We start from the raw sequence: 16,160 nt of genomic DNA, 5'->3' as shown, positions 1-16,160 counted from the left end.
AAAACTCGACGTCGAGTTCCTCGAAGTCTTCCGGCTCCGCCTTCGCCGCGGCAACCCATTCCTCCATCGCGGGCCAGACCATGATCGAGCGGCAGTAATCCGCCGACACGGAATCGAGCTTGACGTCATAGGTCAGGAAGCGCGTTGCGACCGGCGCATACATCGCATCCGCAAGCGAAAGCTCCCCGAACAGATACGGGCCGCCATAGGCCGCGAGGCATTCGCGCCAGATCGCGACGACGCGGTCGATGTCGGCCTGCGCGCCGTGGAACACCTTGAAGCCGGGATAATGCGCCTTGAGGTTCATCGGCAGCGCCGAGCGCAGATTGTAGAAGCCGGAATGCATCTCGCCCGCGACGGAGCGGCAATGCGCGCGCTTCTTCACATCCTTGGGAAGAATTGGCGAGTTCGGCTTAAGCTCCGCGAGATATTCCGCAATGGAAAGCGTGTCCCAGATCTTGGCGCCGTCATGCGACAGGCACGGCACGAGAAAAGACGGCGAAAGCAGCAGAAGTTCGGCCCTCATCGATGGATCATCGATCGGCACGGCCACTTCCTCGAAATCGAGACCGGCGAGCTTGCAGAGGAGCCAGCCCCGGAGCGACCAGGAGGAGTAGTTCTTGTTGCTAATTGTAAGCTGCGCCTCCGCCATGGACCATAACCCTTGCTTGTGGTTCGAACCTTGCATCGCCATTTGGGCGTCTGTGTTGCCCGTAATTCCTGCGCCAGGTCAGAAATGCTGTATCAGGCCTATCAATTCTACACGAATGCGACGGCTCCCGCGCGCAGTTTTGCGCGGTTCGGGCTCAACGCGATTGCTCCTTTCGCCGCACAGTTGAACGGCAATGGCGGGACAATCCGGCACTATGCGGCGGCGTGCGAATTGATCTCGCGCTCCACGCTCACCCACACGCGGCCGCCTTACGGCATCAAGAGCGTCCGCGTCGACAACCGCGACGTGGCCGTGACCGAGGAGCCGCTGGCCAAAACGCCGTTCGGCACGCTGCTGCGCTTCAGGAAGGATATCGACGTTGCCCAGCCGCGCGTGCTTGTGGTCGCGCCGCTGTCAGGGCATTTCGCGACGCTCCTCAGGAACACGGTCGAGACGCTGCTTCAGGATCACGATGTGTGCATCACGGACTGGCACAATGCACGCGACATACCCTTGTCGGCGGGACGGTTCGGCTTCGAGGACTACATAGACCACCTGATCCAGTGGTTGCGCGTCATCGGCCCCGGCGGGCACGTGGTCGCCGTGTGCCAGCCTTGCGTGCAGGTGCTCGCCGCCGTGGCGATCATGGCGCAATCGGGCGATCCGGCGAAGCCGCGCAGCATGACGCTGATGGCGGGGCCCATCGACACCCGCATCAATCCCACCAAAGTGAACGAACTCGCAACGGAAAAGCCGATCTCCTGGTTCGAAAGCAAGCTCATTTCGCGCGTGCCTCTCCCGCACCCGGGAGCGGGGCGGCGCGTCTATCCGGGCTTCGTGCAACTCACCGCGTTCATGTCGATGAACATGGAGCGGCACCGGAAAGCACATCTCGATCTGTTCAAGCATCTCGCGGAAGGCGAAATCGAGAAGGCGCAGTCGATCAAGACGTTCTACGATGAATATTTCGCCGTGCTCGATCTTACGGCCGAGTTCTACCTCGAAACGGTGGCCTGGGTGTTTCAGGAAGCGCGCCTCGCGAAGGGCGAACTCACGTGGCGCGGCGAAAAAGTCGACCCTCGCGCCATTCGGCGGACGATGCTTCTTACCGTGGAAGGCGAGCGCGACGACATCTGTGCCATCGGCCAGACTGCCGCCGCGCACGATCTCTGTACCGGCCTGCGCCCGCACATGAAGCGCCATCATCTCCAGGCGGGCGTAGGTCATTACGGTGTCTTCAGCGGGCGACGCTGGGAAAGCCAGGTCTACCCGCAAGTCAGAAACACAATCCTCGCGATGGATTGAGGATGTGGGCGCTCTGTTCGATGGTCGGCGCATGAACGAGCCGGAAGGGCTTGCGGTCGCGCGCCAGGTTGCGCATTCTTCCCTCATGACAGCTGAAAACACAGACAAGATCGAGCCCGACGAGGCCGAAATCGAACGGCGCCGCAAAGAGGCGGCGAAACGTGCGCTGGCCGAAGCGGAGGCGCGCAGACTGGCGGCGGGCGAAGTGCAGTTGCCGCGAGAGATCGGCTCGCGCAAGGGCGGCCTCGAACCGACGCGCTTCGGCGACTGGGAAAAGAAGGGGATCGCGTCAGACTTCTGAGCGATGCCAAGCTCGTCGCGCTGGCGAACCGCTTTTCGAAATATCTGCTCGGCCCTGTTCGTCCGACGGGCCGATGACGCCTAGCGGCTGCTGCTGGCGTGGCTTCCCAGATGCTTCAGCGGCTTGCGTCGCGTGCTGGGCTTTACCTGCCGCTGGGCTTCAAGATCGCCCGCCGCTTCCGACAGCTTCAACTGCTCGAACGCGTCGAGCGCCTCCTGCCGCGCGCGGTCGAGGCGTTTTTCAAGCTCGGCGATGGAAGACCGGAGATTGTCGCGCCGCGTCATGGCTGCACGCGCGAAAGTTGGGTAGGCGAAGTGATTCACGTCTGAAATCCCAGACGTCTGTTGCTCGATCTTGATCTGCTGCTCAAGATCGTTCGCCATGCGTGCGAAGTCCGCGATCATCAACTCCAGGTCGCTGACCTGCTGTCGCTTCTCCTCGTACTCGAACCGCTGGATTTGATTGGAATTAACTGTTTCCATCATACTCGTACGAGGCCCCGACTCCGGTTACGCTTCACTCGATGGGCTTTAACTTCCAGTTCCAGGCCAGTTTCCCGCAAAACCATTAACCAAGCGTGAAACGTCGCCTGTTTGCAACAGCGTTCGGCTTAGTAATTCCTAAAGGAATTGGCGGTTGGATCACGTGGCGAATTGCGTCACATTATGGGTGTCGTCGATTCGTCGTTGGGGGCACTTTTATTTGCGACGAGGCGAGGGCACAACCTCAGGCAGCGTTTCTGCCGGCAAGTTTCCGATTTATTCACGATCTCGGTCATATCCTTAAGCCTGCGCGCGAAATGATGCGTGGGACACTCGTCTGCGTAGTAAGCTTAAGTTTTCTTAACCTTTCATGCGTTAATGTCGGTTCTGAAGTTAAGCTTCACGGCGCGGAAAAGACCTTGAGTCTCGCGTCATTGCGGTATACACGTGTTGCTAGCGAGGGATTCCTTATGCGGGTGCTTCTCATCGAAGACGACAGCGCAACGGCTCAGAGCATTGAGCTCATGCTGCTGTCCGAGGGTTTCAACGTCTTCCAAACAGATCTTGGAGAGGAAGGCGTCGACCTCGGAAAAATCTACGATTATGATATAATTTTACTTGATCTGGGTCTGCCCGATATCAGCGGCTACGAGGTCTTGCGCGCGCTGCGCGTCAGCAAGATCAAGACGCCGATCCTGATCCTCTCGGGTTCGGGCGGTGTGGACGACAAGGTTCGCGGCCTCGGATTCGGCGCCGACGACTATCTGACGAAGCCGTTCCACAAGGACGAACTCGTCGCGCGCATTCATGCCATCGTGCGCCGTTCGAAGGGCCACGCACAGTCTGTCATCCAGACCGGAAGCCTCATCGTGAATCTCGACACGAAGACGGTTGAAGTCGATGGCGCTCGCGTGCACCTTACGAGCAAGGAATATCAGATGCTTGAGCTTCTGTCGCTCCGCAAGGGGACGACGCTCACGAAAGAGATGTTCCTCAATCACCTCTATGGCGGCATCGACGAGCCAGAGCTGAAGATCATCGACGTCTTCATCTGCAAGCTTCGCAAGAAGCTCGCGACGGCGAACACGGGCCAGCACTACATCGAAACCGTATGGGGCCGCGGCTATGTGCTTCGCGACCCGAAGGAAGAGCAGGCCGCCGCGTAGCTCCCGCGACGTTCATCTCGCTGGGGGGACCCGCAACCCCCCGCGTGAATCCCTTGACGTAAATTTGATCGCGTCGCGTTGAATTTGTCGGCGTGCGGGAAGCTTGGCGCGCACCTTGGCGACCCACCGCAAACGCCTGAAGAGCCTGTCGCGCCTCATCGTGCGGCGACGGAAGCCTGAGTTTGAATAGCCAAGAAGTGGAAGCTCGAAGCGGCTCTCCGATAAGACGCGCGGCAAAGATCGAGCGCGCACTTTGATTCCATCAAATCGCTCTTAGCGTGGTTCGAGCGTGAAAAGAATATCCTCGCCTTCCTTCAGCGCTGAAAGCTTGAGCGAAGCTTCCGTCGCGAGCCGCGTGGCGTAATAGGCGATGACGAGGCGATTGTCGATGGTGCGCGTGGTGTCTCCCGCGAATATCTCGGCGACACCTTCCGGCACGCGCGCCGCGCGGCCCCGGCACAGGATGATCAGCTTGAAGCGGCTGCGCCCGGCCTTCGTCTTGGACGCCGATAGGCCCACATAATAGTCGCCGCCGGCCGGCAGCGCGTTGATCGAAACGCCGAGCAACGCCATCAGCAGCCGCGCATGTTCCTTCTCGATCTCGGGAACGTTCGCCTGCCAATGGAGGCGGCGCTTGCCGTTTTCGAGATAGCGTCTCGCGACCTGTTCGATATGCGCGACAGGCACCAACGCGCCGAGGCTCGACGAGACGCCGAACGCGAGGCGATTGAAATCGAGCTGAGCCCATGCCGCCTTCGCGCTGTTCTGGATCAACTCCAGGGCGTAGAAACGCGTATCCTCGTCGTTTTCCTCTTCGAGGAGTTCGAGCCCGTTGTTGATCGCGCCGATCTGGCCTGCGAGGTCGTGGCATATCTTGCTCGATATCAGCGCGGCAAGGGCGGTGTCTTCGAGTCTCGAGTCGGTCACGATTCATTCCTCCAGCGGAAAGCACGCAGGTTGCATTCGCACTCGCACTTGTGGCAAGAGCCGCCATGGCGCTGCCGTACAGGCACCATGATTTGGCCTTGTCCTTCAACCTCTCATACTAAAAAAATGCGCCATACGGCACAAAGTTACGATAACGCGGGGCGAGTCTCTTGCTTCCCCTTCATCACGAAAGATACACCGTGAGCTTCGACGCGTCCGACATACGTGAACTCGGACTATGGGCGCTCCCTCTTGCACAGCGGGCGGGCGCCGTCATCATGGACATCTATAAGGCGAGTCCCGAGGTTCGCTACAAGGCCGACCGCTCTCCCGTCACGGACGCCGATGTCGCCTGCGAACATATAATCCTCAAGGCTCTTTCGAGGCTGGCCGGGGATATTCCGGTGGTCGCGGAAGAAGCGCTCTCGTGCGGCGCTGCACCGAAGATCGCAGATCGCTTCTTTCTCATCGATCCGGTTGACGGTACGAAAGAATTCATTCGCGCCAACGGCGAGTTCACGGTCAATATCGCACTGGTAGAGAACCGCGCGCCCGTTTTCGGCCTCGTCTACGCTCCGGCCTTTTCGGATTGCTACGTGACGCTCGGGACTGACAGCGCGGTGCGCTTGAAGCTCGTGCCCGACCATAATCCCGAGCCGCGCCCCGCTTACGAATTCCAGCCGATCTCCGGCGAGCGGGTGCACTCGCGCGGCTTTACGGCCATCGTCAGCCGTTCGAATCAAACGCCCGCGACGGAAAGTTTTCTCCGGCGCATCGGCGACCCGCGTTGCCTGCGCATGGGCTCTTCGCTCAAGTTCGGGGTCGTCGCGCGCGGAGATGCCGACGTCTACCCCCGCTTCGCGCCGACATCCGAATGGGACATCGCGGCAGGCCATGCTCTTGTGAACGCGGCTGGCGGATGCGTCCTGACCGAAACCGGCGAATCGCTCGATTATGGCAAGATCGACCGGAATTTTGCCAATCCCTCTTTTGTCGTCTGGCGGCGACGCGACGAAGCCGAGGCGATGCTTCAGGGGGCATAGGCCCACGCCGAAGCGTTCGACGTTCCGAAACGGCGCGGTGCCGGATACGTCGGAGCTTCTCGCCTTCGCCTTATCCGCAAATTCCTTCGGACGCGGACCGATCCGGCGCCCGGAGCCAAAATTCGGCCTCAAAAACGCGACACCAGCGAAGATGTGCTGCGTAAGGGCGATTCTGCCTTTCGCGCTTTCCTTCGGTTGCGCCGGGCTTTGTGACGCTCCGGCTCTGCGGGTGAGCGCTGCCGATAGAGACCGCCAGCGGGTTCGCAGGCGATGCAACCGGATTTCATCATGACGCGCCACCGCAGGATTTCCCTTCTCGCTTACGCTACCGTGGCCCTTCTCGGGCTTGCGGTCGCTCATGCGATCCGCGCCGAGGCTCAAGACTACCTTCCGCCGCAACAATATCAGGGCGAACCGCCCCGCTCGCTGCGTCCGCCGCAGTCCCAGCAGCAGACAACGGCGACACAAGCGCAGCCCAACGCATCGATCCAGCAGGGCGGCGCGTATGGGGGGCAGGGCGGCGGCTCGGCGGCTCCTGCTCAGGGCAGCGCCTACACGGCCCAGAATTCCTATGTCCCTCCATCGAACGACAATCCGGGCTATGGCCAGCCTTACAGCGCGCCGCCACAGCAGCCGACCGCTCAATGGGGCGAGCGGGTTGACGGTCCCGGCGGCCCGCCGCCTAGCGAGCGCGCCACCTATTCATCGGGCGAAATCCTTGACGCCGGACATCGCTTCTTCGGCGGCGTCTCGGAAGGACTGGCGAAAGTCGTCGAGCATGCGTTCCAGCGTTATGGCCGGCCAACCGGCTATATCCTCGGAGAGGACGCAGGCGGGGCGATCGTTGCCGGCCTTCGTTACGGGGAAGGCACGCTTCACACAAAAATGTACCCGACCCAGAAAGTCTACTGGCAGGGTCCGTCCATCGGCTACGACTTCGGCGCGGCGGGCTCGAAAACGCTAACCCTTGTCTACAACCTTACATATCCAGCGCAAATCTTCGAGCGCTTCGCCGGCGTGGACGGCTCGGCCTATCTCGTCGGCGGTGTCGGCATAACGTTTCAGCAACACGACGATGTCATTCTCGCGCCCATTCGCGCCGGCGTGGGGTTGCGTTTGGGGGCCAATGTCGGTTATCTCAAATATACGCCATCGCCGACCTGGAACCCGTTCTAGCCTCGTGATCTGGAGGAACGACGCCCGGTCTTGAGGTTTTTGCAGTATTCCGCGCGGGATAACGGCGGGTAGGGGGCAAGGTAGCGAGCAGCGCCTCGTTCGTCGCCTCGCGCCGTTGCAGGCTGCAAGGAGGGGAGCCCAGTTTCATGATCCAGGCAGTCATGCTGATCGCGCTGGGATTTCTTATCGCGAGTCTGATCGGGGTTTTGCTTGCGCCGTCGCTTTGGTCCCGTGCGGCGCGCCTGTCGCGCAAGAAGCTCGAAAGCTCGCTTCCGCTCACCCTTTCGGAGATCGAAGCCGCGCAGGATCAGTTGCGCGCGTCCTATGCCGTCCGCATGCGCCGCCTCGAAACCGCGCTCGCCAGCGCGAAGCAGAAGGCCGCGAACCAGCTCGTTGACAATAGCCGGTTGCAGATGGAGATCGCGGGACTCAAGGATCGCATCGCCGAAATAGATCTCCAGCTTTCCGAACGCCGGAACGCGGCGGCGGTTCTCGAACAGCAGATCACGAAGCGGTTCCCCGAGCTGGATGGAGAAATCACGCGCGCCAAGATCGAGTTGCAGGAGCGCGGTTACGAGCTTCAGGATGTGACCAACCGGCTCGTGCGCCGCGAGGAGGAACTCGACGCCGCGAAACGCGAGGCCGCCTCCTATCAGGAGGAGTTGAGCCGCCTGCGCGAGGTGCTCGAACGGAGCAGCGGCGCCGACAAGGGCGGGCGCAGGCTCCGGCGAGCCTCTCAATGGACGCTCGAAGACTACAAGGCGGAATACGACCGCCTCAATCTCGAACTCTCGAAGCTTCGCCAGCAGCTTTCTCAGCTTCAGGACCGCGACGCTCAGCAGGTCGGTGTCATCAAGGGCGAATTGCAGAAGCTCGCCGAGCTGATCATGATTTCCGCGCAACCGCGCCCCGCTCCGCAGGCGACGCAACCTGAGTTGCAGGTCCGGCGCGCTGCCATCATGTCGGAACCGCGCCGTCATGGCGCTCACGCCAGGCCGAAGCCATTACCGCAGGGACAGCCCGCCTCGCTCACGGCGCGGTTGCGGCTCAACGGCGAGGCGTCGAACGGTGTGGCGCCGTCTGTTGCCTCCATCGCTGCGCCCCCTGCGAAGACGCCGGCTGCCCCGGTTGGGTCGGAGGCCGACGAAAGCGCTGCGGCCCACCCCGTTGCGAATGGTTTGGATCATCCCGCTCTGAATGGCTCGGGACTGCCTCAGACGGTCTCGCCGTCCGGACACGATGAGCGGGACGCTCCCGGCGAAGCTTCGGCGTCCCCCCAGGCCGTCGAAACGGCCCCGCGCCCGTCGCTCGTCAGGGAAGTGACCGTGGCGGACGGGCCGAAAGGCGAGGCGGTCATGCATGCCGACCGCCCGGAGATTTCCAGCGAACACGAAAAAGCGGAGGCGTCCGCGCAGCCACCCACCGGCGGTCAAGGTTCGGATGCCACTTCTGGAAATGCGGAAGAGCGAAAGCACAGCAAGGGTCTATCGGGGATCGAGTTCGACGACGCGGCGCTGACGCTTGCAGCGGTCACCGCTGTCAATGGCGTCGTTCGCGCGACGAGGCGCGAGGACTCCGACCCCCCGGAAACGGAGGATATCGAGTTCGTCGGCCCTCATTTCCGGTCTTCGGACAAGCCAGGCGGCAGGACTCTGGTGGAACGCATGCGAGCGGCTTCGGAAGAACCGGCCGAAGCGAAGGATTAGGGTGGCGAACTGCCGCTCCGGAACCTCCCGCAAAATGGGAAGCGGTTTTCCGACAGGACGCACGGCAAGATGGGGAGCGGAACGCGCCTTTAGGCTCAAATCCGAGGCGGACATGCGCGCGGAGCGATGCGCACTCTTTCGCCGAGGCTCAACTCGCTGTGGACAGGATCCAGCGCTCCGTTCCTTCAAGGCCGACGGCCGTAAGTCTGTTGGACTTGAACGCGTAGGTGTCCACTCCTATGCGGTTCGGCAAAAGCTGCGGCTCGCGAGCCGGCGTGTGCCCGTGCACGACAACGGCGCCGAAATCCGCGTCCGAGGTGAGAAACGGATCTCGAATCCAGAGCATGTCTTCCTCGCGCTGCATGTCGAGCGGCACCCCGGGGCGCACGCCTCCGTGCACGAAGAAATACCCGCCAACCCGAAAGCATGGCTTCAGGTTGCGATAGAAGCGAAGGTGGCTCGCCGGCAGCGCCTCGCGAAAGCGGAGGGAGGCTTCCTGAAGGCCGGTCGGTGTGCCGAGAGTCGCAAATTTCACCAGATCGGGATCGATGCCATAGGAAAGGAGCGCTGCATCGCCTCCGTTCTTGAGCCAGAAATTGTCCGGCGTGGCATCGTACAGAAAGGACATCAGCAGGGCCTCGTGATTGCCCTTGACGAAAACGGGCGAAAGATCCGCACCCAGATCGCCGAGCATCGCGTCCACGACCTCTTTTGAAGACGGGCCGCGATCCACATAATCGCCGAGAAACACGATCAAAGCGGGCAGCATGCCGCGCTCGCGCTGGTCGGCATCGACGAGATCGAGCATGATTTCGAGGAGGTCGAGGCGGCCGTGAATATCCCCAACGGCATAAACGCGCAGCCCGTCGGGCACGCTCGCGGCAAACCTGCCGCTATCTGTTAATCGCAAGCGAAGTCTCCTTGCAATACCGCGCCAAAGCGCGATACTCCTGCGCCCAGGCAGGGCAAACCGCCAGCATTATGGCACAGTTTCGCCGCTTTTCTCACTCAGTCATCATGAAGGTGGAGCGGTCGATTTTCATGCCGCTGGCAGATCATAGTTGTTCCCGTTCAGGTTGTCCTTCAAGGCCGTCAGGTTTTGATGGGCGATCATCACGTACAAGAGGATCAGGGATGGTGCTCAGGCTTCTAGCGACAAGCCTTCTCATCTTGTTTTTTGAGAGCGGCACCGTTCTGGCGCAGGCTCCGGCGCGCCCTAATACTCCCCCTCCGCAGGCTGCCGCCGCGCCCCAACCTCAGAAATCGGGCTCGGCTGGCGCAGTCGGCATCGTGACAGGCGATGTGGAGAGCACGGGGATCAGGATGGCAAGCGACCTTGCGCGCCTCCTCGACAGCGACGCCGATCTGCGCATCATTCCGATTGCCGGGAAAAGTTCTGTACAGAATATCAGCGATTTGCTCTCGCTTCGCGCGATCGATGCCGCCATCGTCCAGTCGGACGTGCTGTCGTACTTCCTGAAGACGGGAAGGCAGCCGAATGTCCAGACGCGCATGCTCTACGTGGCAAAGCTCCATTCCGAGGAGTTTCACGTTCTCGCGCGTATGCAATTCACCTGCCTTCAGGACTTGAACGAGCGCCGGGTCAGCTTCGGCCCCCGCGAAAGCGGCAGCGCGATTACCGCCGAGGCGGTGTTTGAAGCGGCGGGCATTCGTCCCGATGTGCTCTATCTTGAGCATGAAGATGCAATCGAGAAGTTGAAGAAGGGCGAAATCGACGCGCTGGTGTCGGTCAGCGGCAAGCCATCGCGCGCCTTCGACCGGATCAGCCACCGTGATCGCGTTCATTTCCTTGATGTGGAATACTCGTCGAACCTGCAGCAAAGCTATCTTCCTGCCATTATTACGAAGGACGACTATCCGGAACTTGTGGCGCCGAACGAAAGCGTAGCGACAATCGGCGTTTCGACGGTGTTGTTCGTTCACAACTGGCATCCGCAGTCGGAACGCTTCCGCAATGTTTCCCGCTTCGCCGAGAAGTTCCTTACGAACTTCGAGACGCTGAAGGGGGGTACGTTCAATCCCAAGTGGCGCGAGGTCAACATTCGTGCGCCGCTCAAGGGCTGGACGCGCTTCCAGCCAGCCGAACGGTGGCTTGTCGCCAATGCGGCGGCGAAGGCGCAGACGGTGACCTCTCCGCAAGCAGCGGCTCAGTTGAAGACGATGCTGCAGAAGTTTGTGGAGAGCCAGCGCGGCAGTGGAGCGGACGAAGAAGAGCTATTTAATCAGTTTGTTCGGTGGTATCAGCAACAGGGCACGCAACCCACGCCACCGCGCCAGCAATGATGAGCGGCCCGAACGGGACTTTTAGGCGGGATATCCCGACAGGAGCAGATCATGCCGGAAACAGGCAAGCTCGAAGAGCGCAACGAGACGGCTCACGAGACGCTTGAGCCCCTCGTCGAGACGAATGACGAGACGGTGACTGAGGCGTTGGGCGTGCCGTCGGCGAACGAGACGGTCGAAGACGCAGACATCGCAGCCTCTGAAGACGAGGCCGAGTTGGCGATCAAGCCGGTTGACACTCCGCCTGTTTTCGCGCTGCTCGGCGATGCGTTGGAGATCCCGGCCGAGGGGCAGGGAGAGGCTGAGGCTCCGTCGCCTTCAGACGCCTCGACGGATGAGGCGAAGGCCGCAGAAGAAGCAGCGCCCGCAGCCGAGGCGCCCGATTCGTTTGCTGCCGTCGCCGAAGCGATCGCCAAGGACGACGCGTTGAAAGAGCGCGACGAACCTGCTGAGGCTGCTATCGAGCCCCAGCCGCTCGATCGGTCGGTCAACGAAACCGCAGAAGCTTCGACACAAATTCAGACGGAAGAAGGGTCGGGCGAGTTTCCGCCGGATCTTGCCGACTGGGACGGAATCGACGACTTCGCCGACAGCGTGGTTACGGGGCTCGAACAGGCGGGAATTTCGGTCGAACCTGACGCTCCCGCACCCAGGTTCGCCGAGCGGGCGGCAGCCGAACCGGCCCTCCCCGAACACGAAGAGGCCTTTTTCGCGGGATGGGGTGTTCATACGGACGACCTCGAAGGCCGCGTGGCCAAGGTTGACGAGCCAGAGAACATCGAGGCACACGCGAGCGCGACGGACCATGCGACCGACGAGTCGGCGCAGGAATATCAGTCGCTCTCCGAAATCGGGCTTGCTTCGGCCGCTTTGGCCGCCTCGGACCTTCCGAGCACCCATCTCGAAATCGCCGAGAAGCATGACGAACTCGCCGACGCTGTGCAGTCAGCGCTCGAAAGCATCTATGGCGGGACGGCGCCGTTCGCCCAATCCGGCGGCCCGGCTTTCGGCTTCACCGGCACGGGCCGCGCGACCGCGCCGGAAGGCAAGCCGGAAGAGGCGTCTTCCACAGCCGGAGCCGAGGGGTCGCTTTCTCCGCAGGATGTCATCCTCAGCTATTTCGATTATGGAGCGAAAAAACAGGCATCTCGACCGGCCGCTGAAACGGTATTCAGCGCGGCGTCGAAGCCGTCGCGCCCCGCCGCGGATGCCTACAAGCCGGAACCCAGAGCCTATCGTCCAGACCCTGAACCTTCCGTTGCTCCGCAATGGGCACCCCCGCAGGGCTCGCTCTATCACGGTACGCCGTCATATCCCGTTCCCGCCGGTGTCGTCGCACCGCCCCCGCCAGCCGCCGCACAAAGCAGCAGCAGGGTTCTCGGCGCGGCCGCTATCGGTCTCGTCGGCGGCATCGCCATCGCGGCATCGCTCGCGGTTTTCGTTATCAATGCCTACGGACCGCAACTCGCAAAGACCGCCACAGCAGCGCGCGCGCCCGACGCGCCCGAACCGGGATATGGACCCCGGATCCGATTCGACACCGAAGACCAGCAGCCTGGAGGCGCCGTGGAAACGCGCGCACCGGCGGAGCCGGCCCGCATAGCGGCCGCGGACGCGTCCGTGACACCGGGGCAACCGTCGCCGCTCTCCATATCGGTGAGGCCCGAACGATTGCGCGAGCCGGCGCTCGTCAGCATAACCGGCCTGCCTTCCGGAGCGCGCCTCAACGCAGGGGTGGACGCGGGGGGTGGAAACTGGCTGTTGCCGCCGAACCGCCTGAACGGTCTCACCATCAATCTGCCGCAGAACGCCCCGGAAACCGTCGCGCTTGCCGTCGAACTCGTGGATGCAAAGGCACGCACGCCGCTGTCCGACCGCCAGGAATTCGCCGTCCGCATCGGAGCGCCGAAGATCGCTGCCGCGCAGGAAGCCGACCGCTTCGCGGCTACGGTAAGCAGCATGGCCATGTCCGAGATCACGGCGGCTCCCGAGGCGCCGAAGGCGCCCTCGTTCAGCACGCAAACCGTTTCGGCCCAGCCGGCACCGCGCCGCGCTCCCGTCGCTGCCCCTGCTCAGCCCGCTGCGTCCGCTCTCTCCGCTCAGGCCGCGCCAGAGCCCGTCTCCGAGCCGGAGAAGCCGGTTGCGGTCGCGGCCCCGGCGCCGATCAGGCAGGCGGCGCTCGCACCTCAGCCGCAGCCCGAGCCGGAGCGCTCCATATCCCGAAGCGCAACCTCTGTTACGGAGATCGAGGATCTTATCCGCGAGGGCAACAAGCGCATGCGCGAAGGCGACATCCTTCAGGCCCGGCAGTTCTACCAGAAGGCTGTGACCTCGGGCGACCCGGAGGCGGCGCTCGCCATGGGACGTTCATACGATCCGATCTATTTCGCGCGCATCGAAAAGAAGAACGCGGAACCCGACGCAGCCAGAGCTTTCGACTGGTATCGCAAGGCCATGGACGGCGGCGCGGTGCAGACCGCTAAGGTCAGGATCGAGAACCTCAAACACTTCCTGAACGAGTAAAACGCATGACCGGCGACAGGGACGCGCGTCTGACGGCGCTTGAGGAAACCGTCGCGCATCAGGCCCGCGCGCTCGACGAGATGTCCGATCAGATGGCGCGCCAATGGCGGCTCATCGATTCGCTCAAGGGGAAGCTGGAGCGCCTGACCGAGCGGTTTCAGGCGGTGGAAGAGCAGACGCTCGGAGCCCCGCCCATCACGAGGCCGCCGCATTACTGAGTTGCCCGCCGAGGAGGGGAGGGCGAGCGCACGTTCGCCGGATTTCAGGCGAGTGGCGTCACGGACTGGGCAGAGTTCATGCCCGGACCCGGCGCTTGTGTGGACAGCCACCAATCGCCGCCATTGAACCAGCAGGTATCGTCGGGCGTCTCGTCGAAACGCAGCGATTTCACAGCCGCGAAATCTCCCCGAAGGAATGCCTTGGCCAAGCCTTGGCTGTTTTCCTGATCCTGCCTCGCCTGACACGCCACGAACACGGCGCGGGAAACAAAACGAGCCGGCCAGACTGACCCGCCTTCCGACGGCTTTTGGACCATCAGCATGCCGCCAAATCCGCCCTCCGGCTGAAGAGGAAACAGAAGGCGGCCGTTGGGGCGCAGCGCCTCAAGCCACGTCGCGCAGGGCTGCGTGATCCCGGCATTGACGTAAATCGCATCGGCTTTCGGCAGTCCGTCGGTCGCGCCGGACCTCGCCTCGATCGATGCCTGCGGCCAGGGCTTAAGATTGGCCGTCGCACGCGCGGCAAGATCGGGATCGATCTCGAAGCCGATGACGCGCCCCGCGGGACCGACGAGGCGAGCCAGAATGGCGGTGTAATACCCGCTGCCCGCACCAATCTGAAGCACCGTTTCGTCAGGCTGAAGCGCGAGTGCATCGAGACAGCGCGCGTGTAGGCTCGGTTCGCCAATGTTGAGGCCGCGCTTGGCGTCGAGGGCGATCAGTACGTTCTGATAAAGAAAGGAGGGGTCGTCGTCGGGGGTTTCCACGTAGCTGGGCGGAAACGAGACAGCCCGCCACGGTGAGCTGACGAGAATATGCCACGGCCCCGGGCCGGCGAACGGCTCGCGAGGAACGGAGGCGAATGCCGCCTCGATTCGGGCATCGCTCGCGCTCGCGCATTTCGTTACGTAAAGCGCGAAAAATGCACGAAGCTTGGCCGCGCGGACATCTTCCATCGGCGTCCCTCCGAGGTGGGGCACGGTCGCAAATTGACGAAACCAACGGATGGATCAAAAACGGCCGCCCCAAGGCGGCCGCAATCTGTCCACAGCGCATGTTCGGACCGCAAGTGGGCCCACAAGGCGGGTCAGTGAAGCGTCACAAGCTCAAGGTCGCTCTCTTCAACATTTTCCAGCGCAGCGGAACGGCTGTCGGTCAGCACCATGGGCGTCCCATCGGCAGACACGACGGCATAAAGGTCGATGCCTTCCGGCAGTCCGCCCAATTGCGGGAAAAGCTCCGCAACTTCCTTGGCCTTGAGTTGCTTGATGTAAGCGAATTCGCCTTCGCCCCAGGCTTCGAGCTCGAAATCTTTCAGGGGTTCTTCCACGATAAGCACCTCCTCGTGCCAACTGCACACTTCGGCCTGTCTGCCCTCCGCCCGCTTGGCGAGACGATAGAGAACCCGTCCGAGGTGGGACGTGACGTGTTAAAGCGGCATATATGCTCGACACGCGCGCTTTCAAGAAAAGCGACCGCGTCAGGAAGAATAACACACAACCCTAGATTTTTGGTGGAGCCAGGCGGGATCGAACCGCCGACCTCTTGAATGCCATTCAAGCGCTCTCCCAGCTGAGCTATGGCCCCATATGACTTCCGCATTCTGGGGGAATGCGGTGGGCGGCATCGCGCGCCGCCGTTGCGTCGGAGCTACTTAAAGCGTTGGCGCCTGCACCGCAAGCAAAAACAGCGCTTTCAAGCGTTCTTCGATGAAGTTTTCCAGAGCGCGCGCCAATTTCGCGGCGGGCACCTGGCGAGGCAGGTTTTTCCTCGGGCGCAGTCCCTTGGGAAGGGTCTGTTCCGCCAAACAAAACGCGGGATGGCGTCGCCGCCACCCCGCGCTCGCTGAAGTTTTCGTTGAAGACCGAGGGCGAGGTCGTCGCCTCGCTCTCTCACGAGTCATTTCCTTCAGACGTCGTCATCCTTGCCGCCGCCGACGAAGGGCACGTCGGTTTCGTTCTCGTCTTCGGCCTCAAGGAACGCTTCGTCGTCGGCGCCCGTGTCGATATCGGCATCGTCGTCGGCGACGTCGGCGAGATCGCCGCCCTCGATATCGGGCAATTCCTCCTCGCGCGCCACCTCGTCGAGCGGCACGAATTCGAGCCCGCCGCGGCCCGCATCCAGCACCGCGTCGTCATCGGCATCGAGGTTGTTGCCCGCCGGGAGCCGCGAAGGTACGCCGCCGTCCTGATAGACAGCCTGGCAGGCCGGACAGACGATGGGATCGCGGTTGAGATCGTAGAATTTGGAACCGCAGGATTGGCAAACCCGCTTGGTGCCGCGCTCAGCTTTCAGGGACATGGGTCTTGAGCTTTCTTGAGTGTTCTTCCATGGCGCGCCGCGCCGCATTGTGTTTC

The 16,160-nt window shown here is 62.3% G+C and carries 16 protein-coding genes and 1 tRNA gene; 9 read left to right on the top strand and 8 right to left on the bottom strand.

All coding sequences use genetic code 11. The features are described 5' to 3' along the window. Positions 1 to 652: glutathione S-transferase family protein (locus tag QM659_RS04355; protein WP_127075916.1), on the bottom strand; the 652-nt coding region annotated here is incomplete at its 3' end. 84 nt (positions 653 to 736) lie between these two features. Between QM659_RS04355 and QM659_RS04350 the strand changes: the two genes are divergently transcribed. Then, positions 737 to 1,957, top strand: a complete 1,221-nt coding sequence (locus tag QM659_RS04350; RefSeq protein ID WP_415187501.1) for a polyhydroxyalkanoate depolymerase — start codon at positions 737 to 739, stop codon at positions 1,955 to 1,957. A 31-nt stretch (positions 1,958 to 1,988) separates the two neighbouring features. Beyond that, a complete protein-coding gene (locus QM659_RS04345; RefSeq protein WP_415187500.1) occupies positions 1,989 to 2,258 on the top strand; it encodes a DUF1674 domain-containing protein in 270 nt (89 codons plus the stop codon). Between the two features lie 80 nt (positions 2,259 to 2,338). Here the strand turns inward: QM659_RS04345 and QM659_RS04340 are convergent, their stop codons facing one another. Continuing rightward, positions 2,339 to 2,743, bottom strand: coding sequence for a flagellar export protein FliJ (locus QM659_RS04340; protein ID WP_245433914.1), 405 nt, complete (start codon positions 2,741 to 2,743; stop codon positions 2,339 to 2,341). A 467-nt stretch (positions 2,744 to 3,210) separates the two neighbouring features. Here QM659_RS04340 and ctrA point away from each other — a divergent pair, with 467 nt between their 5' ends. After that, positions 3,211 to 3,906, top strand: coding sequence for a response regulator transcription factor CtrA (ctrA, locus tag QM659_RS04335; RefSeq protein WP_127075918.1), 696 nt, complete (start codon positions 3,211 to 3,213; stop codon positions 3,904 to 3,906). 273 nt (positions 3,907 to 4,179) lie between these two features. Here the strand turns inward: ctrA and QM659_RS04330 are convergent, their stop codons facing one another. Then, on the bottom strand, positions 4,180 to 4,833 hold the full coding sequence (locus QM659_RS04330) for a histidine phosphotransferase family protein (protein WP_164729821.1): 654 nt from the start codon (positions 4,831 to 4,833) through the stop codon (positions 4,180 to 4,182). A 200-nt stretch (positions 4,834 to 5,033) separates the two neighbouring features. Here QM659_RS04330 and cysQ point away from each other — a divergent pair, with 200 nt between their 5' ends. The 3 genes from cysQ (at position 5,034) to QM659_RS04315 (ending at position 8,758) form a co-directional block, all read left to right on the top strand. Then, positions 5,034 to 5,876, top strand: coding sequence for a 3'(2'),5'-bisphosphate nucleotidase CysQ (gene cysQ / locus QM659_RS04325; RefSeq protein ID WP_415187499.1), 843 nt, complete (start codon positions 5,034 to 5,036; stop codon positions 5,874 to 5,876). Positions 5,877 to 6,164: 288 nt separating this feature from the next. Beyond that, positions 6,165 to 7,052 (top strand): DUF1134 domain-containing protein, encoded by an 888-nt coding sequence (locus tag QM659_RS04320; RefSeq protein WP_415187498.1) that lies wholly within the window; start codon positions 6,165 to 6,167, stop codon positions 7,050 to 7,052. Positions 7,053 to 7,198: 146 nt separating this feature from the next. Next, positions 7,199 to 8,758 carry a hypothetical protein gene (locus QM659_RS04315; protein ID WP_415187497.1) on the top strand — a complete coding sequence of 520 codons (1,560 nt, stop codon included), beginning with the start codon at positions 7,199 to 7,201 and terminating at the stop codon, positions 8,756 to 8,758. A 148-nt stretch (positions 8,759 to 8,906) separates the two neighbouring features. On the opposite strand, the gene QM659_RS04310 is transcribed toward QM659_RS04315, so the two are convergent. Beyond that, entirely contained in the window at positions 8,907 to 9,668 is a 762-nt protein-coding gene (locus tag QM659_RS04310; protein ID WP_415187496.1) for a metallophosphoesterase family protein, read from the bottom strand. Between the two features lie 11 nt (positions 9,669 to 9,679). Between QM659_RS04310 and QM659_RS04305 the strand changes: the two genes are divergently transcribed. The 3 genes from QM659_RS04305 to QM659_RS04295 are packed head-to-tail and all read left to right on the top strand — an operon-like array spanning position 9,680 to position 13,803. Beyond that, complete coding sequence (locus tag QM659_RS04305) at positions 9,680 to 11,062, top strand: TAXI family TRAP transporter solute-binding subunit (RefSeq protein ID WP_415187495.1); 1,383 nt, start codon at positions 9,680 to 9,682, stop codon at positions 11,060 to 11,062. A 51-nt stretch (positions 11,063 to 11,113) separates the two neighbouring features. Further along, a complete protein-coding gene (locus QM659_RS04300; protein WP_415187494.1) occupies positions 11,114 to 13,585 on the top strand; it encodes a hypothetical protein in 2,472 nt (823 codons plus the stop codon). A 5-nt stretch (positions 13,586 to 13,590) separates the two neighbouring features. Further along, positions 13,591 to 13,803, top strand: a complete 213-nt coding sequence (locus tag QM659_RS04295; protein WP_303486651.1) for a SlyX family protein — start codon at positions 13,591 to 13,593, stop codon at positions 13,801 to 13,803. A gap of 44 nt (positions 13,804 to 13,847) precedes the next feature. Here the strand turns inward: QM659_RS04295 and QM659_RS04290 are convergent, their stop codons facing one another. From QM659_RS04290 to QM659_RS04275, 4 genes are all read right to left on the bottom strand, one after another. Then, entirely contained in the window at positions 13,848 to 14,759 is a 912-nt protein-coding gene (locus QM659_RS04290; protein WP_415187493.1) for a protein-L-isoaspartate O-methyltransferase family protein, read from the bottom strand. A 131-nt stretch (positions 14,760 to 14,890) separates the two neighbouring features. Then, on the bottom strand, positions 14,891 to 15,133 hold the full coding sequence (locus QM659_RS04285) for a DUF1150 family protein (protein ID WP_013418597.1): 243 nt from the start codon (positions 15,131 to 15,133) through the stop codon (positions 14,891 to 14,893). A gap of 181 nt (positions 15,134 to 15,314) precedes the next feature. Next, positions 15,315 to 15,390 (bottom strand) — tRNA-Ala (locus tag QM659_RS04280). 321 nt (positions 15,391 to 15,711) lie between these two features. After that, positions 15,712 to 16,104: a TIGR02300 family protein gene (locus QM659_RS04275; protein ID WP_127075927.1), complete on the bottom strand. Its 393-nt coding sequence runs from the start codon at positions 16,102 to 16,104 to the stop codon at positions 15,712 to 15,714. Positions 16,105 to 16,160: the final 56 nt, after the last annotated feature.

It is taken from the genome of Rhodomicrobium sp., assembly GCF_047605405.1.
GTDB classification, from domain to species: domain Bacteria; phylum Pseudomonadota; class Alphaproteobacteria; order Rhizobiales; family Rhodomicrobiaceae; genus Rhodomicrobium; species Rhodomicrobium lacus.
Note: the sequence above shows the minus strand (reverse complement) of the source record. Positions and strands in the feature narration are given on the sequence as shown.